The organism is Methylobacterium hispanicum (assembly GCF_022179285.1).
Classification (GTDB): domain Bacteria; phylum Pseudomonadota; class Alphaproteobacteria; order Rhizobiales; family Beijerinckiaceae; genus Methylobacterium; species Methylobacterium hispanicum.
Genome location: NZ_BPQO01000003.1, coordinates 203,399 through 228,506, shown reverse-complemented (window position 1 = coordinate 228,506; position 25,108 = coordinate 203,399). Strand labels below are relative to the sequence as shown.

General features: G+C 72.4%; 27 protein-coding genes and 1 pseudogene. 20 read left to right on the top strand and 8 right to left on the bottom strand.

What is annotated here, in order from left to right:
- Positions 1-56 precede the first annotated feature (56 nt).
- The 18 genes and pseudogenes from flgB (at position 57) to MFF56_RS04995 (ending at position 15,478) form a co-directional block, all read left to right on the top strand.
- Positions 57-431, top strand: coding sequence for a flagellar basal body rod protein FlgB (gene flgB / locus MFF56_RS05085; protein ID WP_066927713.1), 375 nt, complete (start codon positions 57-59; stop codon positions 429-431).
- Complete coding sequence (gene flgC, locus MFF56_RS05080; RefSeq protein ID WP_066927711.1) at positions 428-844, top strand: flagellar basal body rod protein FlgC; 417 nt, start codon at positions 428-430, stop codon at positions 842-844. The genes flgB and flgC overlap by 4 nt, the downstream gene beginning before the upstream one ends.
- Before the next feature lie 14 nt (positions 845-858).
- Positions 859-1,230 (top strand): flagellar hook-basal body complex protein FliE, encoded by a 372-nt coding sequence (gene fliE, locus MFF56_RS05075; RefSeq protein WP_066927709.1) that lies wholly within the window; start codon positions 859-861, stop codon positions 1,228-1,230.
- A 24-nt stretch (positions 1,231-1,254) separates the two neighbouring features.
- Positions 1,255-2,043, top strand: coding sequence for a flagellar basal-body rod protein FlgG (gene flgG, locus MFF56_RS05070; protein ID WP_066927707.1), 789 nt, complete (start codon positions 1,255-1,257; stop codon positions 2,041-2,043).
- A gap of 110 nt (positions 2,044-2,153) precedes the next feature.
- On the top strand, positions 2,154-2,720 hold the full coding sequence (gene flgA / locus MFF56_RS05060) for a flagellar basal body P-ring formation chaperone FlgA (protein ID WP_283207407.1): 567 nt from the start codon (positions 2,154-2,156) through the stop codon (positions 2,718-2,720).
- A gap of 11 nt (positions 2,721-2,731) precedes the next feature.
- Positions 2,732-3,850 carry a flagellar basal body P-ring protein FlgI gene (flgI, locus tag MFF56_RS05055; protein ID WP_066924817.1) on the top strand — a complete coding sequence of 373 codons (1,119 nt, stop codon included), beginning with the start codon at positions 2,732-2,734 and terminating at the stop codon, positions 3,848-3,850.
- 14 nt (positions 3,851-3,864) lie between these two features.
- On the top strand, positions 3,865-4,440 hold the full coding sequence (locus MFF56_RS05050) for a MotE family protein (protein WP_373324027.1): 576 nt from the start codon (positions 3,865-3,867) through the stop codon (positions 4,438-4,440).
- A complete protein-coding gene (flgH, locus tag MFF56_RS05045; protein WP_066922003.1) occupies positions 4,437-5,144 on the top strand; it encodes a flagellar basal body L-ring protein FlgH in 708 nt (235 codons plus the stop codon). The genes MFF56_RS05050 and flgH overlap by 4 nt, the downstream gene beginning before the upstream one ends.
- A gap of 12 nt (positions 5,145-5,156) precedes the next feature.
- Complete coding sequence (locus MFF56_RS05040; RefSeq protein ID WP_066922001.1) at positions 5,157-5,633, top strand: flagellar basal body-associated FliL family protein; 477 nt, start codon at positions 5,157-5,159, stop codon at positions 5,631-5,633.
- The gene (gene fliP, locus MFF56_RS05035) at positions 5,630-6,412 is read left to right on the top strand and encodes a flagellar type III secretion system pore protein FliP (protein ID WP_066921999.1); all 783 of its coding nucleotides are present in this window, start codon (positions 5,630-5,632) and stop codon (positions 6,410-6,412) included. The genes MFF56_RS05040 and fliP overlap by 4 nt, the downstream gene beginning before the upstream one ends.
- A gap of 283 nt (positions 6,413-6,695) precedes the next feature.
- Complete coding sequence (fliF, locus tag MFF56_RS05030) at positions 6,696-8,390, top strand: flagellar basal-body MS-ring/collar protein FliF (protein ID WP_238229599.1); 1,695 nt, start codon at positions 6,696-6,698, stop codon at positions 8,388-8,390.
- Positions 8,387-9,370, top strand: coding sequence for a hypothetical protein (locus MFF56_RS05025; RefSeq protein WP_066922790.1), 984 nt, complete (start codon positions 8,387-8,389; stop codon positions 9,368-9,370). Before fliF ends, MFF56_RS05025 begins: the two co-directional genes overlap by 4 nt.
- A gap of 1 nt (position 9,371) precedes the next feature.
- Positions 9,372-10,787, top strand: a complete 1,416-nt coding sequence (locus tag MFF56_RS05020; RefSeq protein ID WP_238229598.1) for a MotB family protein — start codon at positions 9,372-9,374, stop codon at positions 10,785-10,787.
- Complete coding sequence (locus MFF56_RS05015; RefSeq protein WP_082772903.1) at positions 10,784-12,049, top strand: MotC family chemotaxis protein; 1,266 nt, start codon at positions 10,784-10,786, stop codon at positions 12,047-12,049. The genes MFF56_RS05020 and MFF56_RS05015 overlap by 4 nt, the downstream gene beginning before the upstream one ends.
- Positions 12,046-13,863, top strand: a complete 1,818-nt coding sequence (fliK, locus tag MFF56_RS05010; protein WP_238229597.1) for a flagellar hook-length control protein FliK — start codon at positions 12,046-12,048, stop codon at positions 13,861-13,863. The genes MFF56_RS05015 and fliK overlap by 4 nt, the downstream gene beginning before the upstream one ends.
- Positions 13,817-14,446, top strand: coding sequence for a transglycosylase SLT domain-containing protein (locus tag MFF56_RS05005; RefSeq protein ID WP_082772817.1), 630 nt, complete (start codon positions 13,817-13,819; stop codon positions 14,444-14,446). The genes fliK and MFF56_RS05005 overlap by 47 nt, the downstream gene beginning before the upstream one ends.
- Positions 14,447-14,625: 179 nt before the next feature.
- Positions 14,626-15,009: pseudogene (rpsF, locus tag MFF56_RS05000) on the top strand (30S ribosomal protein S6); the annotation flags it as partial.
- 214 nt (positions 15,010-15,223) lie between these two features.
- Positions 15,224-15,478 carry a hypothetical protein gene (locus MFF56_RS04995; protein ID WP_156453683.1) on the top strand — a complete coding sequence of 85 codons (255 nt, stop codon included), beginning with the start codon at positions 15,224-15,226 and terminating at the stop codon, positions 15,476-15,478.
- Positions 15,479-15,696: 218 nt separating this feature from the next.
- Here the strand turns inward: MFF56_RS04995 and MFF56_RS04990 are convergent, their stop codons facing one another.
- From MFF56_RS04990 to motA, 8 genes are all read right to left on the bottom strand, one after another.
- The gene (locus tag MFF56_RS04990) at positions 15,697-16,389 is read right to left on the bottom strand and encodes a response regulator transcription factor (RefSeq protein ID WP_066921930.1); all 693 of its coding nucleotides are present in this window, start codon (positions 16,387-16,389) and stop codon (positions 15,697-15,699) included.
- A 498-nt stretch (positions 16,390-16,887) separates the two neighbouring features.
- On the bottom strand, positions 16,888-17,340 hold the full coding sequence (locus MFF56_RS04985; protein ID WP_066921928.1) for a BspJ family T4SS effector nucleomodulin: 453 nt from the start codon (positions 17,338-17,340) through the stop codon (positions 16,888-16,890).
- Positions 17,337-18,401, bottom strand: a complete 1,065-nt coding sequence (flhB, locus tag MFF56_RS04980) for a flagellar biosynthesis protein FlhB (RefSeq protein ID WP_066921926.1) — start codon at positions 18,399-18,401, stop codon at positions 17,337-17,339. Before flhB ends, MFF56_RS04985 begins: the two co-directional genes overlap by 4 nt.
- Positions 18,402-18,577: 176 nt before the next feature.
- Entirely contained in the window at positions 18,578-19,666 is a 1,089-nt protein-coding gene (locus tag MFF56_RS04975) for a flagellar motor switch protein FliG (protein WP_066921924.1), read from the bottom strand.
- Between the two features lie 10 nt (positions 19,667-19,676).
- Entirely contained in the window at positions 19,677-20,018 is a 342-nt protein-coding gene (gene fliN / locus MFF56_RS04970) for a flagellar motor switch protein FliN (protein WP_066921918.1), read from the bottom strand.
- Between the two features lie 98 nt (positions 20,019-20,116).
- Positions 20,117-20,419: a hypothetical protein gene (locus MFF56_RS04965; RefSeq protein ID WP_066921916.1), complete on the bottom strand. Its 303-nt coding sequence runs from the start codon at positions 20,417-20,419 to the stop codon at positions 20,117-20,119.
- Positions 20,403-21,380: a flagellar motor switch protein FliM gene (locus MFF56_RS04960; RefSeq protein ID WP_066921914.1), complete on the bottom strand. Its 978-nt coding sequence runs from the start codon at positions 21,378-21,380 to the stop codon at positions 20,403-20,405. Before MFF56_RS04960 ends, MFF56_RS04965 begins: the two co-directional genes overlap by 17 nt.
- A 10-nt stretch (positions 21,381-21,390) precedes the next feature.
- A complete protein-coding gene (gene motA, locus MFF56_RS04955) occupies positions 21,391-22,260 on the bottom strand; it encodes a flagellar motor stator protein MotA (RefSeq protein WP_066921912.1) in 870 nt (289 codons plus the stop codon).
- Positions 22,261-22,503: 243 nt separating this feature from the next.
- On the opposite strand from motA, the gene MFF56_RS04950 reads away from it, so the two are divergent.
- Positions 22,504-22,863, top strand: coding sequence for a hypothetical protein (locus MFF56_RS04950; protein ID WP_066921910.1), 360 nt, complete (start codon positions 22,504-22,506; stop codon positions 22,861-22,863).
- Positions 22,864-23,019: 156 nt separating this feature from the next.
- The gene (gene mqo / locus MFF56_RS04945) at positions 23,020-24,729 is read left to right on the top strand and encodes a malate dehydrogenase (quinone) (RefSeq protein WP_066921908.1); all 1,710 of its coding nucleotides are present in this window, start codon (positions 23,020-23,022) and stop codon (positions 24,727-24,729) included.
- Positions 24,730-25,108 lie beyond the last annotated feature (379 nt).

Sequence of the window (25,108 nt, the reverse complement as noted above, 5' to 3'; positions counted from 1 at the left end):
CCCGCGTCCGGGCCCGGGACCCGTGGCGCGCGCCGGGACGGCGGCAAGGAGGCGGCATGAGCGGAATCTACCTGTTCGACCTCGCCTCGATGCAGGCCCGGCACCTCGGGGTGCGGCAGGCGACGATCGCCGGCAACGTCGCGAACGCGAACACGCCGGACTACAAGGCGCGGGACGTCACGCCCTTCGCGCAGGTTCTGGCCCGCGCCGGCTACGAGATGGCGCAGACGGCCTCCGCCCACGTGGACGGCGCGGGCGCCGGCACCCGCGTGCAGGAGGCCCGGGACGGCTGGGACGTGCTGGAGACCGCGAGCGCCGTCACCCTGGAGCAGGAGCTGCTCAAGGCCGGCACGGTGGCGCGCGAGCACAGCCTCAACACCGGCATCGTCAAGGCCTTCGACCGGATGCTCAAGCTCGCGGTGAAGGGATGATCGACCCGCTCCTCTCCGCCACGCGGCTCGCGAGCGCCGGCCTGGAGGCCCAGTCCCTGCGCATGCGGGTGGTCTCCGAGAACCTCGCCAACGCCCAGTCGACCGGCGAGACGCCGGGCGCCGACCCCTACGCGCGCAAGACCGTGACCTTCCGGGCCGAGATGGAGCGGGCGCTGGGCGCGGCCTCGGTCCGCGTCTCCGGCATCGGCAACGACACCGCGCCCTTCCGCACCGAGCACGACCCGGCCAACCCGGCCGCCGACGACAAGGGCATGGTCAAGCTGCCCAACGTCAACATGCTGGTCGAGATGGCCGACATGCGCGAGGCCAACCGCTCCTACGAGGCCAACCTCCAGGTGATCAAGCAGGCCCGCGCCATGGTGGCGGGCATGATCGACCTCCTGAAATCCTGAAGGATATTCGACCGATGATCGAGGCTCTCGGATCGCTCTCGGCCTTCGACAGGGCCGTCCAGGCCGCCGCGCTCTCGCGCGCCGACAGCGCGGCGCCGGTGCAGAAGAGCGCCTTCGCGGGCGCCGCGGCGCTCGCGGGCGGCATCCCGGCCGCCCCGTCCGCGGCGCCGACCGACTTCGGCGACATCATGGCCCAGCTCGCAACCGGCGTACGCAACGACGTGCGGGCGGGCGAGGCGGCCTCGATCGCGGGCATCCAGGGCCGGGCCACGACCCAGCAGGTGGTCGAGGCGGTGATGTCGGCCGAGCAGAGCCTCCAGACCGCGGTCGCCATCCGCGACAAGGTGGTGGCCGCCTATCTCGAACTCAGCCGTATGGCGATCTGAACGGCGATCTGAGGAACCCCGATCATGCGCGCCCTCGCCATCGCCGCCACGGGCATGTCCGCCCAGCAGCTCAACCTCGAAGTGATCGCGAACAACGTCGCGAACCTCAACACCACCGGCTTCAAGGGGGCGCGGGCGGAGTTCACCGACCTGCTCTACCAGGCCGAGCGCCAGCAGGGCGTGCCGAACCAGGCCGGCCAGGAGGCCGTGCCGGAGGGCGCGATGCTGGGGCTGGGCGTGCGCGCCGCCGCGATCCGCAACCTGCACCGGCAGGGCTCGCTGGCGCAGACCGGCAACCAGCTCGATCTCGCGGTCAACGGGCGCGGCTACTTCCAGATCACGAGCCCGGCGGGCGAGATCAACTACACGCGCGCCGGCTCCTTCAACAAGAACGCCACCGGCCAGCTCGTGACGCTGGAGGGCTACCTCGTCGATCCGGCGATCCTGATCCCGCCGAACGCCTCCGAGGTCACCGTGAACCTCTCGGGCCAGGTCTACGCCAAGATCGACGGGCAGGTCGCCAACCAGCAGATCGGCCAGCTCACGCTCGCCAACTTCGCCAACGAGGCGGGCCTGGAGCCCTTGGGCAACGGCCTCTACCGCGAGACGCCGGCCTCCGGCGCGCCCGTCGTCGGCAACCCGGGCGACGTCAGCTACGGCAAGATCCAGCAGGGCTACCTCGAGGGCTCGAACGTCGATCCGGTCAAGGAAATCACCAGCCTGATCACGGCCCAGCGCGCCTTCGAGATGAACTCGAAGGTGATCCAGGCCGCCGACGAGATGTCCTCGACCGTCTCGAAGGGCATCCGCTGAGGCGGGAGGGCGCCCCCGAAGGGACCGCCCGGTCCCCGCCCGAACGACCCGAACGACCCAGCGGCGCCCCGTGCGCCGTCCGCTCCCGGCGCATCCTTCGGCGATCCCTCATGGCCCGCACCAAGCCCGTCCGCCACTTTCCCGGCTCCTTGCCCGGCTCCTCGCCCGGCTCCTCGCCCGGCTCCTCGCCCGGCTCCTCTCGGCGCCCCTCCCTCCGCGACCGGCTCCGCCGGGCGGCGCTCCCGCTCCTGCTGCTCGTCGCGAGCCCCGCCGACGCGGGCCCGGACGAGATCCTGCTGCCGGTGCCCACCGTCACGGTCTACCCGGGCGACACGATCAAGGACTCGATGCTGCGGATGCAGGCCTACCCGTCGAGCTACCGGGCGCGGCAGGCCGTGATCGACGCGCCGCTCGCCATCGCGGGCCGCACCGCGCGGCGCATGCTGCTGCCCGGCGAGCCGGTGCCGGTGAACGCGGTCGACGACCCCCGCCTCGTCAGCCGGGGCGCGCTCACGCAGATGATCTTCGAGGAGAACGGCCTCGTCATCACGGCGGTCGGCGCGCCGCTCCAGAACGGGGGTCTCGGCGAGACCATCCGGGTGCGCAACGCCGACACCAACCGCATCGTGCTCGGCACCGTGCTGGCGGACGGGCGCATCAAGATCGGGGCGCAGTGATGCCGCTCCCGATGCGCCGCCTCGTCCTCGCGCTGCTGGCGGTCCTGCTCGCGGGGCCGGCCCTGGTCCCGGCCGGGCCGGCGCTCGCCGGCACCCGGATCAAGGACATCGCCACGCTCAAGGGCGTGCGCGACAACCAGCTCTTCGGCTACGGCCTCGTCACCGGCCTGCAGGGCACGGGCGACACCTTGCGCAACGCGCAATTCACCGAGCAGTCGCTGCAATCGCTGCTCGACCGGCTCGGCATCAACGTGCGCGACGCGCGCCTGCGCACCCGCAACATCGCGGCCGTGATGGTGACTGCCGACCTGCCGCCCTACACCGGCACGGGCTCGCGCATCGACGTCACCGTGACCTCGATGGGCGACGCCACCTCGCTCAGGGGCGGCACGCTCCTGATGACGCCGCTCACCGGCGGCGACGGCCTCGTCTACGCCGCCGCGCAGGGGCCGCTCGCGGTCTCGGGGTTCAACGTGCAGGGGCAGGCCGAGCAGCTGACGCAAGGGGTGCCGACGGCCGGGCGCATCCCGAACGGCGCGCTGATCGAGCGCGAGGTGCCGGGCACCTTCCGCGAGCTGCCCGAGCTGGTCTTCGAATTGAAGAACCCCGACTTCAAGACCGCGACCCTGGTGGCGGACGCGATCAACGCGTGGTCGATGGCCCGCTTCCGCCGCCGCATCGCGAGCCCGCGCGACCAGCGCTCGGTGGTGGTGCTGCGCGGGCGCGACGCGACGCAGACCCGGCTGGTGGCCGAGATCGGCGACCTGACAGTCCAGCCCGACATCCCCGCCAAGGTGGTGGTCGATCAGCGCACCGGCACGGTGGTGATCGGGCGCAACGTCCAGATCTCCACGGTGGCGGTGACGCACGGCAACCTCACGGTCCGGGTCACCGAGACGCCGGAGGTGGCCCAGCCCGCGCCGTTCTCCCGCGGCGAGACGGTGGTGGTGCCGCGCACCGAGGTGGCGGCCCGCGAGGAGCAGGGCAAGCTCGCCATCGTGGGCGGCTCGGACCTGCAGACCCTGGTGCGCGGCCTCAACTCGGTCGGCCTGAAGCCCACCGACATCATCGCGATCCTGCAGGCGGTGAAGACCGCCGGCGCCCTCCAGGCGGAGCTGGTGGTGCAATGAGAGCCCTGCCCACCCTGTCCCTCACCCTCCTCCTCGGCCTCGCCGCCTCCCCCGCGCTCGCGGCGGGCGGCGGCGACAAGCCGGACCCGGCCAAGGAGGCCGCCATGAAGGCGCTCGCGATCCGCGACGCGCCCAAGGAGGCGACCGCGCAGGACTACGTGAAGGAAGCGCCGAAGGCCGGCTACTGCGCGGGGATCGCGGACGCCGCCGCCGACGCCCGCTTCGCGTGGCAGAAGGAGCAGCTCGCGGCGCTGGAGCGCGACGTCGAGGCGCGCATCGCCAAGCTCGAGGCCAAGCGCGCCGAGTACGAGGACTGGCTCCGCCGCCGCAACGAATTCCTGGCCAAGGCCGACGCGGGGGTGGTGGCGCTCTACGCCAAGATGCGGCCGGACGCTGCCGCGCCCCAGCTCGCCACCATGCCGGAGGACGCGGCCGCCGCGATCCTCACCAAGCTCAACGCCCGCGCGGCGAGCGCCATCCTCGCCGAGATGGAATCGGCCCGCGCCGCCGGGCTCGCCCGCAAGATGTCGGACCTCGGCCGCAAGGCGGCCGAGAGGACGAGCGAGCCCAAGAAGGACGAGAGATCGTGACCCCCCTCCGCTTGTCCGCGCTCGCCCTGGCGCTCGCCCTGGGCGCCTGCCAGAGCACCCTCGACCCGATCGGCCGCCCGCCCGTGCTCACCCCCGTGGGCGCCGGCCTCAGCCCGCCGCGCGAACCCCTGCCCGTCACCTTCGGGGCGCTGGGGCCGCGCTCGGGCTACCATTCCACGTGGTCGCCGGGCAGCGCCGAGCTGTTCCAGGACCCGCGCGCCCGCAACGTCGGCGACGTGATCACGGTCAACATCGCGATCAACGACAAGGCGCAGTTCGACAACGCCACCGAGCGCTCGCGCCAGCAGAAGTCGACGCTGGGCTTCGATTTCGGCTACGGCGTCTCCGCGCTCAAGGACACCGCGACCGCCGACACCGGCATCCGCTCGGGCACGAGCACCAAGGGCGAGGGCACGATCGACCGCAAGGAGACGCTCAGCCTCTCGGTCGCGGCGGTCGTCACCGAGGTCCTGCCCAACGGCAACGTGCTGATCTCGGGCTCGCAGGAGGTCAGGGTCAACAACGAGGTCCGGGTGCTGGCGGTGGCCGGCATCGTGCGCCCGCGCGACATCTCGCGGCGCAACACCATCGAGTACGACAAGATCGCGGAGGCGCGCATCTCCTACGGCGGGCGCGGCCGGATCACCGACGTGCAGAACCCCACGCTCGGCCAGCAGATCTTCGAGACCGTCGCGCCGTTCTGAGGTTTTTTCGACATGGCCGATGCGCAGAAGAAGAAGGGCGGGGGCTCGATCGGGGCGCTCGCCCTCGCCACGCTGGTGGCGGTCGGCACGGGCGGCGCGCTCGGCGTCTACCTGCTGTCCTCGGTCGAGAAGGCCGTGGACCAGAAGGTGCGCGACGAGCAGGCCAAGCCCGTGGCCGTGCTGACCTACGCGGGCGACCTGACGCTCCGCAGCGTCGGCTCGGTGGTCACGAACCTTGCCGAGCCGCCCGAATCCTGGGTGCGCGTCGAGTCCTCGGTGGTGTTCAAGGCCGGCACCGTCCAGAACCCGGACGCGACCTTGGCCGAGATCCGCGCCGACCTGCTCGCGTATCTGCGCACCCTCTCGATGGCCCAGATCGAGGGCGCGAGCGGCCTGCAGCACCTGCGCGAGGACCTCAACGAGCGCGTGGCGCTGCGCACCAAGGGGAGCGTGCGCGAGCTGATCGTCGAATCCCTGGTGGTGCAATGACGAATCCGCGACGCTTCGGGGCAGGCCTCGGCCTCACGCTGCTCGGCCTGAGCCTCGCGGCCACCGCAGCCCACGCGCAAGCGGCGGCGGGCGGCGTCACCGGCGTGCCCGCCCTCGACCAGCTCCTGCCCGCCGGCAACGGCGCCGCCTCGGGGCGGATCCTCCAGCTCGTCGCGCTGCTCACCGTGCTGTCGCTGGCGCCGGGGCTCCTCGTGATGATGACGAGCTTCACGCGGTTCGCCGTGGCGCTCTCCTTCCTGCGCTCGGGGCTCGGGCTGCAGAGCACGCCCGCCAACCTGTTCATGGTCTCGCTCGCGCTGTTCATGACCTTCTACGTCATGGCGCCGACCTTCGACCGGGCCTGGAACGAGGGCCTGAAGCCCTTGCAGGAGAACCGGATTACCGAGGAGGAGGCCTATTCCAAGATCGTCGACCCGTTCCGCGAGTTCATGACCGCCCAGGTCCGGCCGAAGGACCTGCAGACCTTCTCGGATCTCGCCAGCCGCAACTTCCCGAAGGCGGAGTCCGGCGACAAGATCGACCTGCGCATCCTGATCCCGGCCTTCATGATCTCGGAGCTGCGCCGGGGCTTCGAGATCGGCTTCCTGATCGTGCTGCCCTTCCTGGTGATCGACGTGATCGTCTCCACCATCGTGATGTCGATGGGCATGATGATGCTGCCGCCCACCGTGATCTCGCTGCCGTTCAAGGTGCTGTTCTTCATCCTGATCGACGGCTGGAACCTCCTGGTGAGCGGGCTGGTGCGATCGTTCTTCTGAGGCGCACCGGCCTTTCACTTCCCCTCTGCGGGCAAGCTGATCGCATGGGGCGGGGGCAGGCCGGATCGCTCGGCGGGCCACCCGGATGCCCCATGAGGCGCAGGTCCCCTCTCCCATAGGGAGAGGGGGCGCGGCGCGGTTCGGGCGCGATCCGGCAGAGGTTGCCCGCCATACGCCCCCGCACAGGGGGTAGAGCGTTTGGCGTCGCGCAACCCCCGCGCAAGGCTGACCCGCCAGACAGGCTGGCGACGCATGTCACGTCGCCAGCGGGATCGGTGCAGGGATGTCGGGTCGCGAGCAGGCCGAGAGGCTGTGGAGCAACATCATCGAGCTCGGGCCGCGCCGGCTCGTGGCCCTAGGGCTCGTCGGCCTCCTCGTCTTCGTCGGCGTGGGGCTGGGCGCCTACTATCTCAGCCGCCCCGCCCAGGAGCCGCTCTACACCGGGCTCTCGCGCGAGGATGTCGGGCGCATCGGCGGCGTGCTGAAGGACAACGGCATCCCGTTCGACGTCAGCGCCGACGGCACCGCCGTGATGGTGGCCTACGGCAACACCGCCCAGGCCCGAATGCTCTTGGCCGAGAAGGGCCTGCCGCAGAGCGCCAAGTCCGGCTACGAGCTGTTCAACGATCTGGGCTCGCTCGGCATGACCTCGTTCATGCAGGAGGTGACCCGGGTGCGCGCGCTCGAGGGCGAGCTCGCCCGCACCATCCAGGGCATGAAGGGCGTGCGCGCCGCCCGCGTCCACATCGTCCTGCCCGACCGCGCCTCGTTCCGGCGCGACCAGCAGCCCCCCTCGGCCTCCGTGGTGGTGCGCACCGAGCCCGCCGACGACGTCTCGGGCGCGCAGGCGATCCGCCAGCTCGTGGCGGCGGCGATCCCCGGCCTCAAGGCCGACCGCGTCACCGTGATCAGCTCGGACGGCACCATCCTGATGTCGGGCGACGACAGCAGCCTCGCGCCCTCGGGCAAGATGGCGAGCCTGGAGCGGATCGTCAGCCGGGAGGTGCAGGACAACATCCGGCGCACGCTCACCCCCTATCTCGGCACCGGCAACTTCGAGGTCAGCGTCGCGACCCAGCTCAACACCGACAAGACGAGCACCAACGAGACGATCTACAACCCCGACCAGCGCGTCGAGCGCTCGACCCGCTCGGTGCGCGAGAGCGAGAACGCCCAGAATCGCAAGTCCGACCGCCCGACCAGCGCCCAGCAGAACCTGCCCGACCAGCGCACCCGCTCGGACGGCAACGACACCTCGTCGAACGAGACCTCCAAGAAGGAGGATCTGACGAACTACGAGATCTCCCAGAAGACGATCCAGACGGTGAGCGACGGCTACGCTATCCGCCACCTCTCGGTCGCGGTGCTGGTCAACCGCTCGCGGCTGGCCGCGCAGGGCGGGCCGGACGGCAAAGGTGAGGGCAAGGGCCCCAGCGTCGAGGCGCAGATCGCCGAGATCGAGCAGCTCGTGGCCTCGGCGGCCGGCTTCAGCAAGGAGCGCGGCGACACCGTGAAGGTCGCCGCCGTCGGCTTCATCAACGACGGCCAGTCCCTGGAGCCGGTGCCCCCGCTCTCGGCCACCGACGTGCTGCTGCGCCAGTCCGGCACCCTGATCAACGCGGCCACCATCCTGGTCGTGGCGGCCCTGCTGATCTGGTTCGGCCTGCGCCCGGCGCTGCGCGCGATCCTCGCCACGCCCGAGGCCGCCCAGACCGAGATGGCGGCGATCGAGGGCGCCGCGAACCCGGCGCTCGCCGCGGCCGGCGCGGGCGAGGCGGCGCTCGCTCCCCCCGGCGCCGACCCGACCGCGCTGGCGCCCCCCGCCATGGCGAACCTGATCGAGGACATGGCCCAGACCATGGCCGCCAAGATGGAGCACTCGCCCCAGAAGCGGCTGGAGCAGATGATCGACCTCGACGAGGAGCAGGTCGCCCAGATCCTCAAGCGCTGGCTGATGCGTGAGGAGGCCACCGCGTGAGCGCGATCCTGGCGAGCTTCCTGCCCGACTTCTCGGACGCGCTGGAGCCGGCCCCGCAGGCGGCGCAGGACGCGCAGGCGGCGCGGGCCCCGCAGGACGCGCAGCCCGACCCGGCTCCCTGGATCCCGACTCGGGTCGTCCGGACGAAGCCGCCGGAGGCCCGCGCGCCCGAGCCCGCGTCCCAGCCCGCCTCCCTCACGTCCCTGCCGCTCCAGCCCATGACCGTGCCGGAGGCCCTGAACGCGCTGCAGGCGCTGGTGGGCCAGCCCGCGGCCCGGCCCGGACCGCAGGTCCCGTCCCCGGAAGGGCCGTCCCGGCCGCCGGCCGAGGTGATCCCGCTCGTGCCCCAGGGCGCGGACCCGTCCTTCACAGATCCCTGGGCCGGGCTGAAGCGCACGGCCCCGACCACCCCGCCCGAGCCCGTCGAGACGCCGGAGGAGCGCGCCCAGCGCGTCGCCGAGGCCGAGGAGCGCGGCCGGGCGGCGGGGCGCGCGCAGGGGCTCGCCGAGGCGCGGGCGGACGCCGAGGCCGCGATGGCCGCCGCGCGCGAGGGCTTCGCGGCCGAGCTCGCGGCCGAGCGGGCGCGCTGGAGCGAGAGCGAGGCCGAGCGGCTGGCCGCGGGCTTCGCGGCGGCCTTGCGCGCCCTCGATGCGGACCTGACCCGGCGCATCGGCCGGCTGCTGGTGCCGGTGCTCACCGACGCCCTGCGGCGGCGCGCGGTGGACGACCTCGCCCAGGCGCTCGGGCGGCTCACCGCCGACCCGAACCACGCCGCGATCCGGGTGAGCGGGCCCGAGGACCTGCTGGCGGCCCTTGGCCAGAGGCTCGGGGCGCAGGCCGACGGGATCGCCTTCGCGCCGGGCGCGGCGCCGGAGGTCTCGGTCGTGGCCGACCAGACCGTGATCGAGACGCAGCTCGCGGCCTGGACCCGCCTGCTGGCCGCTGCCGCGGCGGATCCGGCAGCGGATGCGGAGAGCTGAGATGGCCGAGGGCCACCAAGAGATCATCATCATCAAGCGCCACGGCGACCACGAGGACGGTCACCACGGCGGCGCCTGGAAGATCGCGCTCGCCGACTTCATGACGGCGATGATGGCGCTGTTCCTGGTGATGTGGCTGATCAACTCCACCAGCAAGGCGCAGAAGCAGTCGATCGCCGAGTACTTCAACCCGGTCAAGCTCGCCGAGGTCACGCACGACCGGAAGGGCCTCTCCGACCCGCAGGACGCGCCCTCCGACCCGGCGAGCGCGGGCGGCGGCAGGACCGAGGCCGAGGGCAAGGGGGAGGGCGAGGGCCGGGGCGAGGGCAAGGGGCCCGACAAGGACCAGCCGGCGCCCCCCGGCAGCCGCGCCCGCGAATCCGCCCTGTTCCAGGACCCCTACGCGGTGCTGGCCAAGCTCGCGGCCGAGGGCGAGCGCTCGGAGGTGGCGAGCGTCGATGCCGCGGCCAGCGAGGCCGGCCTGCCGGGCGTGGCCGGCGGCGAGGCCGCGCGCGACCCCTTCGACCCGCTCTACTGGCAGACCGAGGCCCTGCCGAAGGCCCGCAGCGAGCAGCCGGGCAAGGTCGGCACGGTGGCGCACGCGCCGAGCGAGACCCGGCTCGACGCGCGGGCGCAGTCGGCGAAGGACGGCGCGAAGGATCCCGCGAAGGATCCCGCGAAGGACAGGGCCGCCGCCAAGCCGCTGCAGGTCGCCTCGGCGGACGCCGCCCTGCCGGCCGCCGTGCGCGACGCCCTCGGCCCGGCGCGGCCCAAGGCGCCGGAGAAGGTGCCGGATGCGAAGGATCCGCCGAAGGAGGCCGCCCTGGATCCCGCCAAGGACTCGGCGAAGGACCCGGCGAAGGACCTCAGGCCGGAGCCCGCCAGGGACGCTCCCAAGGAAGCCTCCAAGGAAGCCTCCAAGGAAGAGGCCGCCGACCCGCGCGCGGCCGAGACCGCCGCGATGGCCGAGATCAAGGCGGAGATCGCCCGCGCCGTGCAGCCCGCGAACACCCGCGCCCCGGCGCCCCGGGTCGAGGTGCGCCGCACGGGGGAGGGGGTGCTGATCAGCGTCACCGACGAGATCAACTTCAGCATGTTCGAGATCGGCTCGGCCGAGCCCGCCCCGAAGGTGGTGCGCGCGCTGGAGCGGATCGCCAGGATCCTCAACGCCCGGCCCGGCCGCATCGTGGTGCGCGGCCACACGGACGGGCGCCCGTTCCGCTCGGAGACCTACGACAACTGGCGCCTCTCCTCGGCCCGCGCCCAGATGGCCTCCTACGCGCTGGTGCGCGCCGGCCTCGACGAGGGCCGCCTGGAGCGCATCGAGGGCTACGCCGACCGCCAGCCCCGCAACCCCGACCCGAAGGCCGCCGAGAACCGCCGCATCGAGATCCTGCTCCGGGGCCAGCCGGAATGAGCGGCGCCTCGAAGACCGTCCGCCTCCGCCCGCGGGGGGTGGCGGTGCGCCTCGCGGCCCTCCTCGCCCTCCTCGCCCTCCTCCTCGCCGCGCCGGCGCTGGCGGCGGGCGGCGGGCACGGGGGCGAGCCCCCGAAGCCCATCGAGCCCCTGCCGGTCGCGCCGCGCGGGCTGCCGGTGGAGCTGGTGCGCACCCTGCAACTGCTTCAGGACCGCATCGCCCGCGGCTCGACCCAGGCCCACGCCGCCCAGCGCCAGCTCCTGGTGCATATCGAGGCCCGCTTCCTCGCCCTGGAGCCCGAGACCTGGGCCGATCCGGCCAACGCGCGCGCGGGCGTCGCCTTCGCGCTGGCGGGCGGCGGGCCCGCGGTGCTGCGGCGGATGCTCGATGGCGCCAAGCTCGGCGAGGCCGAGGTGCCGCTGGTGCAGGGCGCGCTCGCCTACGTGGAGGGCCGGGAGCGGGAGGCGCGCACGCTGCTCGCCCGGTTCGACGCCCGCGAGATGCCCCCGGGTCTGGCCGGCCAGCTCGCCCTGACCCAGGCCGCCGTCACCGTGCGCGAGGCCCCGCGCCGGGCGCTGGAACTCCTGGGCCAGGCGCGGCTGCTCGCGCCCGGCACCCTGGTGGAGGAGGGGGCGCTGCGCCGCGAGATCTTCGTGGTGGCGCAAGGGGGCGACGCCGAGCGCTTCGAGGCCCTGTCGATCCAGTACCTGCGCCGCTTCCGACGCTCGGTCTACGCGGGCAATTTCCGCCAGCGCTTCGCTGCGGCCCTGACCCGGCTCGACTTCGCCAGCGACGGGGCGCGGGACGCGCAGCTCGCCCGCATGCTCGACGAGATCGAGCCGGAGGGCCGGCGCGACCTCTACCTGCTCGTCGCCCGGGCCGGGCTGGACGGGGGCCGGCGCACCACCGCCCTGTTCGCGGCCGAGCGCGCCGCCGGCCTCGCCGGGCCGGATTCCCGCGCCGCCGCCCAGGCCCGGCTCTACCGCGCCGCCGCGCTCGTCGTGGTGGACGGGCGCCTCGACGAGAGCGTCGAGGCGCTGCGAACCATCGACCGGGCGCAGCTCGGCGAGGCCGACCGGCGCCTCCTCGACGAGGCGCTCTCGGCCGCGACCCAGATCCGCATCCCCGCGCAAGCCGGCTCTGCCAAGCCCGACCCCGTGCCGGCCGGCGCCCGTGCGCTGCCCGAGGCCGCCGCGATCGGGCGCGCCCAGGAGGCGCTGGCGCGCATCGACCGCCTGATGGACGACAGGAGCGACCCGTGACCGCCCTCGACGCCCTGCTGCCCGGCCTGCGGCAGCGCCCCGATCCGGCTCCGAAGAGCCCCGACGCGCCCGCCCGCGACACGGAGCCCGGTTCCGCCCGGGACTCGGCCAGGGACGCGGGCCGGGACCTCTCCAAGGATCCGACCAAGGACGCGGGCCGGGATTTCGGCCGGGAACTCGACCGCCTGGAACGACCGCAGGGCCGCGGCGGGCGCAGGGCCGCGGCGGCTGCCGACGACGCCCCCGCGGAGGTACCGGCGGAAGAGGAGGCGCCCCGGCGCGCCCCCGCCGAGCCGGCCATCGACCCGCAGGCCGCGCTGCGCGCCCTGTTCGGCGCGGGGCAGGAGGCGGCCCCGGTCCTCGGGCAGCAGGCGGGGGTGCAGCAGACCGCGCAGGCCGCACAGATGCAGGCCGCCCAGACGCAGACCGCACAGACGCTGACCGCACAGACGCCGGCCGCACAGGTCCAGGCGGCCGCGGCGGCGCTCGCCGCCCCGGGTGCCGGCGCCGCGACGGACCTCGCCGCCCTGGCCGAGCGCGCCGCGCGCCGGGCCGCCTCGGCGGAGCCTCCGGCCGCGCGGCCGACCCTCGCGGTCCTGGCGCAGGAGACGCATTTCGCGCCGGTCGCGCCCTCCGGGCTGCCCGCCGGCCCCGCGGCCGGTGCCGTGCCGGACGCCGCGGCCGCCCTCGCCGCGGTGACGGGCCCGGACGCGCGGGCCGCCGGGGCGAATGCCCAGGCGGAGGGCGCCGCGCTGCCGGGATCCGGGCCGGCGGCACTGCGGACCGGCGGCGCGACCGTCGCGCCGCCTCCGGAAACCCCGCGGGCGGCCGCGCCGGCCGTCCCGGCCGCGGACCCGGCCGCATCGGCCGTCCCGCCGGCCGCGGTCGCGGCGGCGGCCTCCGCGGCGACCGACACGCCCGCGCCCGTCCCGGCCGGCGGCCGGACGGCGCAGGCCCGCGAGGCGGAGCGGACGGCGGCCGGTGCCCGGTCGGGGAGCCCGTCGGTGCAGGCCGGGACCGAGTCGGTCGATGCCCGGGCCGGCACGGCCCCGGCCGTGGCGCGGACACACGGCCAAGCGTCCGGCCAGATGTCCGGCCAAGCCTCCGGCCAAGATGCCGGCCAGAATGCGGGGACCGCGGGCCGGGAGGGCGCCGTCCCCGACCCGGCGCCGGGCGAGGCCGAGGCGACCGACGCGGTCCCGGGCGCGGCCGGGGGTCAGGCCGGGCTGCCGCCCGCGACGCTGCGCCAGCTCGCCCAGGCGATCGCCGCGGAGGCTCCCGCCGCCGCGGCGCCGGCCCAGGCGGCGCGGCCGGGCCAGCTGCCCGAGGGGCCGCTGCGCCTGCTCACGATCCAGCTCCAGCCGGGCGACCTCGGCACCGTGACGGTGCGGATGCGCCTGCAGGAGGGCCGGCTGGAGATCGGCCTGGAGACCGGCCGCCACGACACCGCCGAACTGCTGCGCCGCGACGGCGGCGCCCTGACCGAGCTGCTGCGCGGGGCCGGCTACCAGACCGACCTCGTCGCCATCCAGGCGGGCGGGGCGGAGCTGTCGGGCGGCCAGCCGGGCTCGGGCCAGGGAGCCGGGCAAGGGGCCGGACAGGGCGCCGGGCAGGGCGCTCAGGCCGCGCCGGGCCGCGGCCTGCCGGGTTTCCCGGCCGAGGGCGGCCAGGGCGGGAGCCAGGGTGGCGGCCAGGGCGGGGAGGGGCGCAACCCCGACCAGACCGCCCGCCGCGGGAGCGAGGGACCCCGGAGCGGGGAGAGGGGACATGAGGCGTATCCTGACGCGCGCGATCGTCGCGGCCTGTATCTCTAGCCTGTGCGGGGCGCCGGCCGGCGCCACCGCGCCCGCGCCCGCGGTGTCGAGTCCCACGGCCTCGGCGGCCGACGTGCCGGTGCCGGCCGCCCCCAGCCGCGTCTGCGAGCAGCAGATGGCGCAGGCCGCGGCCAAGCACGGGGTGCCGCTGGGCATGCTCTACGCGGTGGGGCTGACCGAGAGCGGCAAGCGCGGCTCGCTCCAGCCCTACGCGATGAACATCGGCGGCCGGGCCTATTTCGGCACCGGCCCGGCCGACGTGCTGCGCAAGCTCGGCGAGGCGCAGGCGGCCGGCACGCGGCTGGTCGATCTCGGCTGCATGCAGATCAACCACCACTATCACCGGGCGAAGTTCCCCTCGCTCGAGGCGATGATCGACCCGCGCCAGAACGTCGAGTACGCCACCCGCTTCCTGAAGGAATTGAAGGAGCGCGAGGGCAGCTGGACCCTGGCCGTGGCGCGCTACCACGCCGGCCCCAACAACAACCCGGCCCAGAAGCTCTACGTCTGCCGGGTGATCACCAACATGGTCGCCACCGGCTTCGGCAGCTGGACGCCCGGCGCGAAGACCTTCTGCCAGTAGGGGCGGGCGAGCATGGGAGCGCGGTCGGCCTGCTCGACCGCGCGGCCGGCCGCACCGGCCGTTCGCGAGCCGATCAGGACCGACCGTGCCGCCTCAGTCCCATCGGGGCGGGCAGGAAATTTGCCACCGGCATTTCCATATGCGCTAGGGTGGATCGTTGCACTCCCGGACAGGCAACCATGGCAATCTACGAGCACCTATTCCTCGCACGCCAGGATGTGACGTCCCAGCAGGTCGAGACCATGATCGACACCTACAAGGGTGTGATCGAGCAGAACGGCGGCCGTCTCGAGAAGATCGAGATGTGGGGCGTCAAGTCCCTCGCCTACCGCATCAAGAAGAACCGCAAGGCGCACTTCGCACTCCTCAACATCGACGCCCCGCCGGCCGCGATCGCCGAGATGGAGCGTCAGATGCAGATCTCGGAAGACATCCTGCGTTTCATGACGATCCGCGTCGAGGAGCTGGAGGCCGAACCGCCTGTCCTGACGCAACGGCAGGGCGGCGGTCATAAGGAACGCCCGCTCCGTCGCGGCGACGAATTCGCCGGCAGCGTGCACGGCGCCGTCGCGCACGGCCCGGATCCAACCGCCTACGGCCTCTACGGCCTTCCGGCCGACGAGGGTCATGATGCAATCCTGGAGACCCAGTACGATTTGATATTGAGCCAGCTAAGAATTCTGAACGAAGAGATCGAAGAGCGACTTGGGGGGCGCATCAACGATGAGCGGGGGAGTGTTCGGCGCGATAAAGAATGGAATATTGATACTGGAGGAGATGAATCGCCTCAAGGACAATATAAAGAAAATTCTTGACCGCGTCGAAGAGCTCGAGAACCGCCTAGACAAAATCGATACGGGAAATCAAATTTCCGCCGTCCGGGACGAGGCGCTGATCGCGAAGTTCGAAGCCGCGACGAAGGCTGCATCCGCCGAGACGCACGCCCGTCTGATCGAAAGGATCGTCCGCCTCGAGATGACGATCGAGGCGGACGCCGGAGCACACCCCAAGCGCATCGGTCCGAGCGAATGATCCGGCTTGCCGCGGAGAGGAGCCTCACCCGACCGTCAGCCCTGCGCCGTCGTGCCCGTGCGCGGCGCAGGCTGTCCCGACCGGATCGGTCCCGAGCCCGACCCGCCGCCGGCAACCCGCGCCGAATGCAGGCGACATCCGGGCGATAGCCGAGCGCGATCGAGATAGCCCCCCGAACCGGCCGGAGAGAACCGGCCGGGGAACCGGCGGAGCCGGCCTCACCCCACGTAGACGTAGCCCATGTAGCGCTTGGCCTCGATCGGGTCGTAGCCGAGGCGCTGGCTGAGCTTCTTGCGCAGCTTGCTCACGTGGCCCTCGACCACGCTCTCCTCGACGCCGTTGCTGTAGACGCCGTAGATCACGTTGAAGACCTGCGCCTTGGTCAGCCGGCGGCCGCGGTTGCGCACGAGGTATTCGAGGATGTGCCGCTCGCGCCGGGGCAGGGGCAGGGGCTCGCCGTCCACCTCCGGGTCGCGCCCGTCGAAGAACACCCGCAGGCGCTCCGGCCGGGCCGGGGCCTCGGCGCCGGGAGCGACCGGGAGCACGCCGCCGTTCACCCGGCGCCAGATCGCCTCCGAGCGGGCCAGGATCTCGCGGACATGCACGGGCTTGGGCAGCACGTCGTCGATGCCGGCGTCGAACAGGACGAGGGTCTGCTCCAGGGAGCGCTGGTCGGCGAGCGCGATGATCGGCGCGCGGGAGTGCTTGCGGATGATCCCGGCGCAGCGCGCCCGGTCCTCGAAATCGCCCAGCAGGAAGCCCTGCACCGCGTCGAGGTCGCCGCGCGAGGCGGTCTGCAGCCAGCCGGTGAACTCCTCCGGCGAGAGCCCGAAGGCCGAGACGCCCTCGCGGTCGAAGCTCGCCGCGTAACCGGCATTCACCGAATCCCTGGCATCCACCAAACAGTACATCCGCCCCAGCCCCCGGTGCTCAGCAGATCTCGTCGGACCCTCAACACACCGCAACTTGTAAATGTGCGGAAATATACAATTGGAAATTGTATGGCGCAATTATGTCCGCGGCGCCCGCCTCCCTCGGTTTCTTGAGACGCACGGCCCGATTCCTGAGATGTTGCGTTCCGGGCCGCAGGTCAACGGCGCCGCGCGGCGGCGCGCGGGATCGCGGCCGCTTTTCGGCCGGTGTTGCGGATATGCCGGAAGACTACGCAGAGACCCCGCGCGGCGCGTCGTCTCGCCGCAGCTTGGCCGCGCCGCGCCGGGCAGGCACGGCGGCCGCCTTCGACCTTGGCCTTACGGGCGCGCCGGCGCGGAGGACTTGGGGCCATCGCCCGGGGACCTCCCCCCGGGGACCACCCGCCAGTGCCGGGGATCCGGCCTGCGCGCGGTGCCGGCCCAAGGCCCTGTCGCCCAGGCCCTGTGGCTCAGTCCTTGTCGCTCAGTCCTTGTCGCTCAGGCCTGGGCGCGCTCCAGGCGCGCGTCGGTGAGCGCGCGGGCGAGGACGTCGGGGGAGAAGGGCGGCTCGGATTCGGCGAGGATCCGCTGGATCGCCACGCCCGCGAAGTAGCCGTCGAGGACGAGCTTGAAGAACACCGTCACGGGCTTCGTCACGAACTCCATGTCGAGCACGACCTGCAGCGAGCGGCCCCAGGCCAGCGTCACGTCGGCGGCGTCCGCGTAGGCCAGCGTCGCGTCCTTGAAGAAGGGCTCGGCCGAGGAGGCGACGAGGTCGGCGATGTTGCCGTGGTGCTCCCCCCGGACCCAGCCGATCAGCACGCCGCCGTCGAGCAGGCACAATTCGGCGATGAAGTCGCGCAATTCCTCGGCGAAGACCCGCTCCGAGGCCGCGATCACGTCGGCCGGGGCGGTCCGGCCGAAGGCCGGGTCGTAGGCCTGGGGGATCATCGGGGCCTCGCGAACAGGAAGAACAGGATCTGGGCGACCGCCCGGTAGAACTCGGCCGGGATCGTCTGATCCACCTGCACAGCATCGTACAGCGACCTTGCGAGAGGCTTGTCCTCGATCACCGCGATGCCGTTCTCCTCGGCGATGGCGCGGATGCGCAGGGCGATCAGGTCCTGGCCCTTGGCGACGACCAGGGGGGCGGGGTTCTCGCTGGGCTCGTAGCGGAGCGCCACGGCGAAGTGGGTCGGGTTGGCGATCACCACGGTGGCGCGGGGCACGGCCGCGAGCATGCGGTTGCGCGAGCGGTCCTGGGCGAGGGAGCGCAGGCGCGCCTTCACGGTCGGGTCGCCCTCGGTCTGCTTGTACTCGTCCTTGACGTCCTGGACCGACATCCGGAGCGAGCGCTGCCAGCGCAGCCGCGCCCAGACGAGGTCGCCCGCCACGATCACGATGGTGGCGATCGACACCGCCGAGACGAGGCGGATCGAGATGGTGAGGATCAGCTCCGGCAGCTGGCTCGGATCGACGAACATGGCATTCACGGCTTTCTGCCGCTCCGAGCGCAGGAGCAGGATGACCACCAGACTGACACCGAGGACTTTAAGGACCGATTTCAGGAACTCGATCTGGCCCTGGCGCCCGAAGATCCGTCCGAGGCCGGAGGCGGGCGAGACGTTGCGCCACTTCGGCAGGATCCGGTCGCCGACGAAGCGGGGCACGTTCTGCAGGATCGAGGCGGAGAGGCCGCAGGCGGCCAGCAGCAGGACGAAGGGCAGGAGGAAGCGGGCGGTGGCGCCCGCCACGGCCTGGAGCAGCAGCAGGACGTCCCCGGCGCTCGCCAGCGCGAAGCCGCGCGGATGGTCGAGGAAGGGCGCGAGATCCCGCGCGAGCTGGGCGGCCTGCCCCCGCGCGAACAGGCTGAGCCCGATCAGGAGGCCGAGGATCGAGGCGAAGACCGGCGCCTCCCGGGAGAACGGGATGTCGCCCTTGTCCAGCGCCTCGCGCACGCGGCGCTCGGTCGGGGCCTCGGTCTTGCTCTCGTGATCGACGTCCTCAGCCATGCGGGCGGCCCGCGCTGACGGCCCGCTCGCTCATTCGACCGCGGCAGGCGTGTGCCGCCCGCCCGAAGGGCGCGAGCGCGACTGCGCGTCGGCGTGCGTGCGCCGGATCCCGGTCGGTCCGATCCTCGGACCGACCGCACCCAGAAAAGCTGGAGCCGATCGGGCACCGATCGGGTCTAGCGGATGAGCGCATCGCCCGCCCCCTCCTCGGCGTTGATCTCGATCTCGCCGCGGCCCGCCATGTCCATGGCGAGGTCGGTGATGGAGCGGCGCGCCTCCATGACGTCGCGCTGGGCGGCCGGCTCGCCGCCGTTCAGCTCGTGCTCGACCATGCGCTTCACGCGCGCCGAGAGCGCCGACAGGATGACGCCCCGGAACTCCGCGTCCGTGCCCTTGAGGGCCAGGACGAGGCGGTCGTTCGGGACCGCGTCGAACAGGGTGGTGCGGGCGCGGGGCGCCAGCTTGACGATGTCGTCGAAGGTGAAGAGCAGACCTTTCAAGATCTCGACCGATTTCGGGCGCGCGTCGGCCAGCGCCGAGAGCGCCTCGTCCATCTGGGCCCGGTCCATCTTGTTGATGATGTCGGCCATCTTGGCGTGGGTGTCGGCGCCGGAATTGCGCGCGCCGTTGGCCATGAAGTCCTCCAGCAGCGCCCGCTCCAGCATGGACAGGATCTCGTCGTCCACCGGCTTGAAGCTGAGCATCCGGCGCACCAGCGTGTTGCGCAGGGGCGCGGGCAGCTGGCTCATCACCTTGGCGGCCACCGCCGGCTTGATGCGCGAGAGGATCAGCGCCGCCGTCTGCGGGTGCTCCTTGACGAGGTAGCTCGCCAGCACGCTCTCGGAGGCGGCGGACATGCGCTCCCAGACCGAGCGGGCGCCGTTGCCGCGCACCTCCGCGAGCAGCTCGGAGAGCTGCTCGGCGGGGATCAGGCCGGTGAGGAGCTTCTCGACCTCCTGCACGGTGCCGACCAGGCTCGCGCCGCCAGCGAACTCGACCGCGAAGGACTCGACCACGCCGTCGAGCTGGTCCGGGCTGACCGCGCCGAGCTGCACGGCCGAGCGCGTGATGCGCCGGATCTCGTCGGGCTCGAAGTACTTGAGCAGGCGCCCCGCCGCGGGCTTGCCCATGGCGAGCAGCAGGGTCGCGACCCGGTCGACCGGCGCGAGCTGGCGCCCCGCGCCGCGCAGGGCCGGGGCGGCGGCCGGCGCCGTCGGGGCCAGGGCGGGTGGCGCCAGGGATGCTGCCAGGGGAGCTGCCGCCACGGCTGCGGCCTCAGGCGGCCGGGGCGGAATCGGCCGGGCCGACCACCTCGGTCAGCGAGACGCCGAAGCGCGACGAGTCCTCCTCGACGATGACGATCTCGCCGCGGGCGACGACGCGGCCGTTGACCATCACGTCCACGGGCTCGCCGACCCGGTGGTCGAGGGGCACCACGGCGCCGCGGCCGAGCTTCATCAGGTTGGCGACCGGCATGGTGGCCGAGCCCAGCACGACCTGCACCAGCACGGGGATGCGCAGGATCGAGTCGAGGTTGCGCCCGTCGCCGACGCGGGGCTCGGCGGCCGGCTGTGCCCCGAAGGGGGTCTCGGCATCGGGGAAGGGGCTGGTGCTCATCGGGGACTCGGGGTCGTGGACCGGGCGGCGAGGGCGGTTCTAGCGGTCCTGGCTGATGCGAGGCTGTCGCCGCCTCGCGGTGCCGGGCGGCCCGCGCGTCAGGCCGCGGGGGGAACGTCGCGGCGCGTATCGAGGCGCCGCTGGGCCGCCTCCAGCTCGGCCAGCGTGGCGCGCGCCTCCTCGATCCTGCGGCCGAGCGCGTCGAGCACCTCGCGGCCCTCGCCCGCGAAGCTGCGCACGGCCTCGCCCGCGCTCGCCAGCGCGTGGCCGGAGGCGGCCACCGCCCGGCCGTACTCGGCCTGGGCCCGGTCGAGGCGCTTGAGCTTCAGGTACATCGGCACCACGCAGGCGCTGGTCGCGACCAGCGCGGTGAGCAGCACGCCGTCAACCAGCGAGGCCATGGGGTCCGTCCTTGTCCTTCAGGTCCTTGCCGTCCTGGGCGATGACCTCGTCGATCCGCAGCACGTACGAGCCCTGCGCCTGTCCGGCGCGGGCCCAGAACAGCGGCCGGTCGTTGCCCTCGAGCTTGATCCGGGTGGCGGGCGTCGCGTCGAGCCCGATCACCTGGCCGACCGTCAGCCCGGCGATCTCGCCGAGCGTGAGGTGGCGCTCCTCCAGCACGGCGCGGAGCGTCACCTCGGCCTTCTGCACCTCGGCGGCGATCTGGCTCGACCAGCGCGGGTCGCGCGCGGTCGATTCGCCGGTGAGCACCTTGGCGAGGCTCGCCCGCAGCGGGTTCAGCAGCGCCTGCGGGATGACGAGGAACATCTCGCCGCTGCGGTTGAGCGCCTGGAACAGGAACTTGGCCTGCACGGCGTTGTTGGTGCGCCGGCCGATCACCGCGAACTCCATGCGGGTCTCGGTGCGCTCCAGCCGGAAGGCGGTCTGCGAGACGAGGCCGAAGGCGGCCTCGAGCGCCCGGCCGACCTGCTCGAACACCATCTGGGCGACGCGCAATTCGATCGCCGAGAAGGCGCGCTCGTCCTCGGCCGCGGGCTCGGAGCCGTCGGCGCCGAACAGCACCTCGACCATCGTGTAGAGGAGGTCCCGGTCGAGCCCGACCAGGATGTGCCCGTCCCAGCCCGGGGCGTGGAAGATGCCCGCCACCGCGTTGTTGTCGTGCACGTCGAGGAACTCGCCGAAGCGCCCGCTCTCGACGCCGGAGAGGGCGTAGAACACCGTCGAGGCGACCCGGTGCTTGAGCGCGTCGCCGCAGGCGGTGGCCAGCCGGTCCAGGATGAGCTGGAGCATCGGCAGCCTGTCGAGGGACAGGCCGGCGGCCTCCTGGATGCGCGCCCGGATGCCGGCCGGGTCGCGGAGAATCGCCGGGGTGGTGGCGGACTGCGTCGCGGGGGTCTCCATCGGGGGCGCCTCAGGCGGCTTCCGCGCGGGCGCCCGGGACGGTCGCGGCCTCGACCTCGTCGATGGTCGGGCGGTCGGCGGAGGCGATGCCCTTGCGGCCGTGCTCGATCGCGATCTGGGGCAGCGCCCCGTTCATGTAGGCGATCAGGCTCTGCTTGGCGATCGTGTAGACGGCGCACTGCTTCTCGCGCACGCCCTTGATCTTCACGGCCAGCGGCGCGAGCACCCCGTAGGAGGCGAACACGCCGAAGAAGGTGCCCACCAGCGCCGCGCCGATCAGGCCGCCGAGGATCTGGGGCGACTGGTCGAGCGCGCCCATCGCCTTCACGATGCCGAGCACCGCCGCCACGATGCCGAGCGCGGGCAGCGCCTCCGCCACCGTGTTGATGGCGTTGTAGGGCTTCAGCGCGCTCTTCTTGTGGGTGCCGATCTCCTCCTCCATCAGCGCCTCGATCTCGTGGCTCCGGGCGCCGCCGATGAGGATCAGCCGGCAATAGTCGCAGATGAACGTCACCAGATCCTGGTTCTTGGTCACGTCCGGATAGTTCTTGAAGATCTCGGAATTGGCCGGGTCGTCGAAATGCGTCTCGACCTCGTTGCGGGGCTTGGTCTTCAATTCGCGCAGGAGCGCGTGCAGGAGGCCCAGGAGCGCCAGGAAGTCCTTGCGCTTCGGCACCTTGTCGGTGACCGCCTCCATGGTGGCCTTGCCGGAATCGACCACGATCTTCATCGGGTTGGCCATGATCATGCCGCCGATGGCCATGCCGCCGATGATCACGAACTCCCAGGGCTGCCAGATCACGATCAGGTGCCCGCCCATGGCGACGAAGCCGCCGAGCATGCAGCCGATGGCGATGACCAGGCCGATTCCGATGCCCATGGGCGGGATCCCCGATGCGATGCGGCGCCGCGAGGCGCCGTGACGGCGCCGTCATGGCGCCTTCAGCGTGAGATCCGGGAGGTACGGCGCGTCCCTTGCGCGGGGCTTGGCGGAGGGCTTGGCGGGATCGGCGCCCCATTCGTAAACCAAGGCGGCAGGTCGTCCGCCCCGCCCACGGGACAGGAGCGCAGACCCATGCCAGGATGGCGTTCCACGCCTCCGACACGTCCGGGATCAGCCGACATGCCTTTCGCTGTGGCCAAGCTCCTGCCGCTCCTCGGGCACGCGGCCTGCCTCGTCACCCTCGCGGCGATGGCGGGGATCAACCTGTACGCCGCCCCGCGGATCGGGACCCCGAAGGTGCCGATGCAGTGGTCGCTGTCGGGGGAGCCGACATGGCTCGCGGGCAAGGCCGCCGGCCTGTGGCTCCCGGTCGCGATCGCCGTCGTGGTCGCCGCGAGCCTTCTGCTCAAGGCGCGCCAGTCCGAGCCGCCGGCGGGGGTCTCGGACTGGATCGCCCTCGTAGCCGCCTGCGGCGTCATGCTGGGCATCCATGCCTGGCACGTCTCGGCGGTCATGGCCTGGGCGGCCAAGCAGCCCTGAGGGGCGGGTCGGCGGCCGGAGCGTCTTAGAAGCGCCTTGGAACCGTTAAAGATTTCGGCACATGGCAGCCATGTAACCGACGGGTTGTTTCGCGGCCACGCTTGCTGTAGCGGGGCGCCGACGAAAAGAATTCTTTAGATCGGCGCAAAGAAAATTATGAATACTGACGATAAAGTGCAGTCCGTCCGCGGCCAGGCGCAACATAGTGCGCTGCCGCTGACCCGCCGCCAGCTCGTCGGCGGCGCGCTGGCGGGCCTCGCGGTCTCGGCGGCGCCGGGCGCCTCGGTTCTGGCGCAGGCCCCGGCCCGCAAGGTGGACGTGCTGCTGATCGGCGGCGGCATCATGAGCGCGACGCTCGGCGTCTGGCTGCGCGAGCTCGAGCCCGACTGGTCGATCGAGATGGTCGAGCGCCTCGACGGCGTGGCGCTGGAGAGCTCGAACGGCTGGAACAACGCCGGCACCGGCCACTCGGCGCTGGCCGAGCTGAACTACACGCCGGAGGATTCGAAGGGCACGGTCCGGATCGACCAGGCGATCAAGATCAACGAGGCCTTCCAGGTCACCCGCCAGTTCCTGGCCTGGCAGGTCCGGCAGGGCGTGCTCAAGAACCCGCGCAGCTTCATCAATTCCACGCCTCACATGAGCTTCGTCTGGGGTGAGGACAACATCACCTATCTGAAGAAGCGCTTCGAGGCGCTGAAGGCGAGCCCGCTCTTCGCCGGGATGGACTATTCGGAGGATCCCGAGCAGCTGAAGCAGTGGGTCCCCCTGATGATGGAGGGGCGCGACCCGAAGCAGCGGGTCGCCGCCACCTGGACGCCGGTGGGCACCGACTGCGAGTGGGGCGAGGTCACCCGCCAGTACGTCGCCGCGCTGCAGAACGGACCGAAGTTCTCCTTGCGGCTCTCGACCGAGGTTGAGTCGATCGAGCGCGCCAAGGACGGCGGCTGGCGCGTGACCTCGAAGAACCTGAAGGACGGCACCCGCCGGACGGTCGAGGCCAAGTTCGTGTTCATCGGCGCGGGCGGCGGCGCGCTGCACCTGCTGCAGGCGTCGGGCATCCCGGAGGCCGACGACTACGCGGGCTTCCCCGTGGGCGGCTCGTTCCTCGTCAACGAGAACCCGGACGTGGCCACCCGCCACCTCGCCAAGGCCTACGGCAAGGCCTCGGTCGGCGCGCCGCCGATGTCGGTGCCGCATCTCGACACGCGGGTGCTCGGCGGCAAGCGGGTGATCCTGTTCGGGCCCTTCGCGACCTTCTCGACCAAGTTCCTCAAGGAGGGCTCCTACTTCGACCTCCTGACCTCGACCACCACCAGCAACGTCTGGCCGATGGTGAAGGTCGGCGTCGAGCAGTACCCCTTGATCGAGTACCTCGCCGGCCAGGTGATGCTCTCGGACGAGGACCGATACCAGGCCCTGCGGGAGTATTTCCCGAACGCCAAGAAGGACGAGTGGCGCCTGATCCAGGCCGGCCAGCGCGTGCAGATCATCAAGCGCGACCCGGAGAAGGGCGGCGTGCTGAAGCTCGGCACGGAGGTGGTGAGCGCGAAGGACGGCAGCATCGCGGCACTCCTCGGCGCCTCGCCGGGCGCCTCGACGGCGGCACCGATCATGCTGAACGTGCTGGAGAAGGTCTTCGCCCAGAAGGTGGCCAGCCCCGAGTGGCAGGCCAAGATCCGCCAGATCGTTCCGAGCTACGGCACGAAGCTGAACGACAGCCCCGAGAAGGCCTACGAGACGCTGGCCTACACGAGCGAGACGCTGCAGCTCACGCCCCCGCCCAAGGCCATGGCGGCCCCGGCCCAGCCCGCCGCGGCGGCCGAGACCGGCACCGTCAAGCCGGTGCCGGACATGGCGCCCTGAGGCCGCGCGGCGCGCCCTGTCCCTCGGGGCAGGGCGGCAGCAGATGACGGACATCCAACCCGTCATCAACCGTGTGCGGACGATGCGCGGGTCCCCTCTGCCGCACCGGAGAGGGGCGCGTTGCAGCCCTCGCGCGGGTCTCATGCGGTTTCCGGGTGATGGGTTCGGCCCTGTGAGATGAACCGCGCCGTGCCCCCTCTCCCATAGGGCAGGGCGATCGCATATGGCGGGGGTCGTCTCCGAGATCGCGACTGGAACCGCGCCGCGCCCCCTCTCCCATAGGGAGAGGGTTGGGGTGAGGGGTATGACGCCGCAGACCTGAGCACGCGGTCGACGCGCGTTCAGTTCAGCGCCTCACTCTGAAGCGTCATACCCCTCA

Bases quoted from the DNA above. Each gene is read 5' to 3' on its own strand.
- flgB (WP_066927713.1), top strand. From the start codon at position 57: ATGAGCGGAATCTACCTGTTCGACCTCGCCTCGATGCAGGCCCGGCAC.
- flgC (WP_066927711.1), top strand. From the start codon at position 428: ATGATCGACCCGCTCCTCTCCGCCACGCGGCTCGCGAGCGCCGGCCTG.
- fliE (WP_066927709.1), top strand. From the start codon at position 859: ATGATCGAGGCTCTCGGATCGCTCTCGGCCTTCGACAGGGCCGTCCAG.
- flgG (WP_066927707.1), top strand. From the start codon at position 1,255: ATGCGCGCCCTCGCCATCGCCGCCACGGGCATGTCCGCCCAGCAGCTC.
- flgA (WP_283207407.1), top strand. From the start codon at position 2,154: ATGGCCCGCACCAAGCCCGTCCGCCACTTTCCCGGCTCCTTGCCCGGC.
- flgI (WP_066924817.1), top strand. From the start codon at position 2,732: ATGCGCCGCCTCGTCCTCGCGCTGCTGGCGGTCCTGCTCGCGGGGCCG.
- MFF56_RS05040 (WP_066922001.1), top strand. From the start codon at position 5,157: ATGGCCGATGCGCAGAAGAAGAAGGGCGGGGGCTCGATCGGGGCGCTC.
- fliP (WP_066921999.1), top strand. From the start codon at position 5,630: ATGACGAATCCGCGACGCTTCGGGGCAGGCCTCGGCCTCACGCTGCTC.
- fliF (WP_238229599.1), top strand. From the start codon at position 6,696: ATGTCGGGTCGCGAGCAGGCCGAGAGGCTGTGGAGCAACATCATCGAG.
- MFF56_RS05020 (WP_238229598.1), top strand. From the start codon at position 9,372: ATGGCCGAGGGCCACCAAGAGATCATCATCATCAAGCGCCACGGCGAC.
- MFF56_RS05015 (WP_082772903.1), top strand. From the start codon at position 10,784: ATGAGCGGCGCCTCGAAGACCGTCCGCCTCCGCCCGCGGGGGGTGGCG.
- MFF56_RS05005 (WP_082772817.1), top strand. From the start codon at position 13,817: ATGAGGCGTATCCTGACGCGCGCGATCGTCGCGGCCTGTATCTCTAGC.
- MFF56_RS04995 (WP_156453683.1), top strand. From the start codon at position 15,224: ATGAATCGCCTCAAGGACAATATAAAGAAAATTCTTGACCGCGTCGAA.
- MFF56_RS04990 (WP_066921930.1), bottom strand. From the start codon at position 16,389: ATGTACTGTTTGGTGGATGCCAGGGATTCGGTGAATGCCGGTTACGCG.
- MFF56_RS04985 (WP_066921928.1), bottom strand. From the start codon at position 17,340: ATGATCCCCCAGGCCTACGACCCGGCCTTCGGCCGGACCGCCCCGGCC.
- flhB (WP_066921926.1), bottom strand. From the start codon at position 18,401: ATGGCTGAGGACGTCGATCACGAGAGCAAGACCGAGGCCCCGACCGAG.
- fliN (WP_066921918.1), bottom strand. From the start codon at position 20,018: ATGAGCACCAGCCCCTTCCCCGATGCCGAGACCCCCTTCGGGGCACAG.
- MFF56_RS04965 (WP_066921916.1), bottom strand. From the start codon at position 20,419: ATGGCCTCGCTGGTTGACGGCGTGCTGCTCACCGCGCTGGTCGCGACC.
- MFF56_RS04960 (WP_066921914.1), bottom strand. From the start codon at position 21,380: ATGGAGACCCCCGCGACGCAGTCCGCCACCACCCCGGCGATTCTCCGC.
- motA (WP_066921912.1), bottom strand. From the start codon at position 22,260: ATGGGCATCGGAATCGGCCTGGTCATCGCCATCGGCTGCATGCTCGGC.
- MFF56_RS04950 (WP_066921910.1), top strand. From the start codon at position 22,504: ATGCCTTTCGCTGTGGCCAAGCTCCTGCCGCTCCTCGGGCACGCGGCC.
- mqo (WP_066921908.1), top strand. From the start codon at position 23,020: ATGAATACTGACGATAAAGTGCAGTCCGTCCGCGGCCAGGCGCAACAT.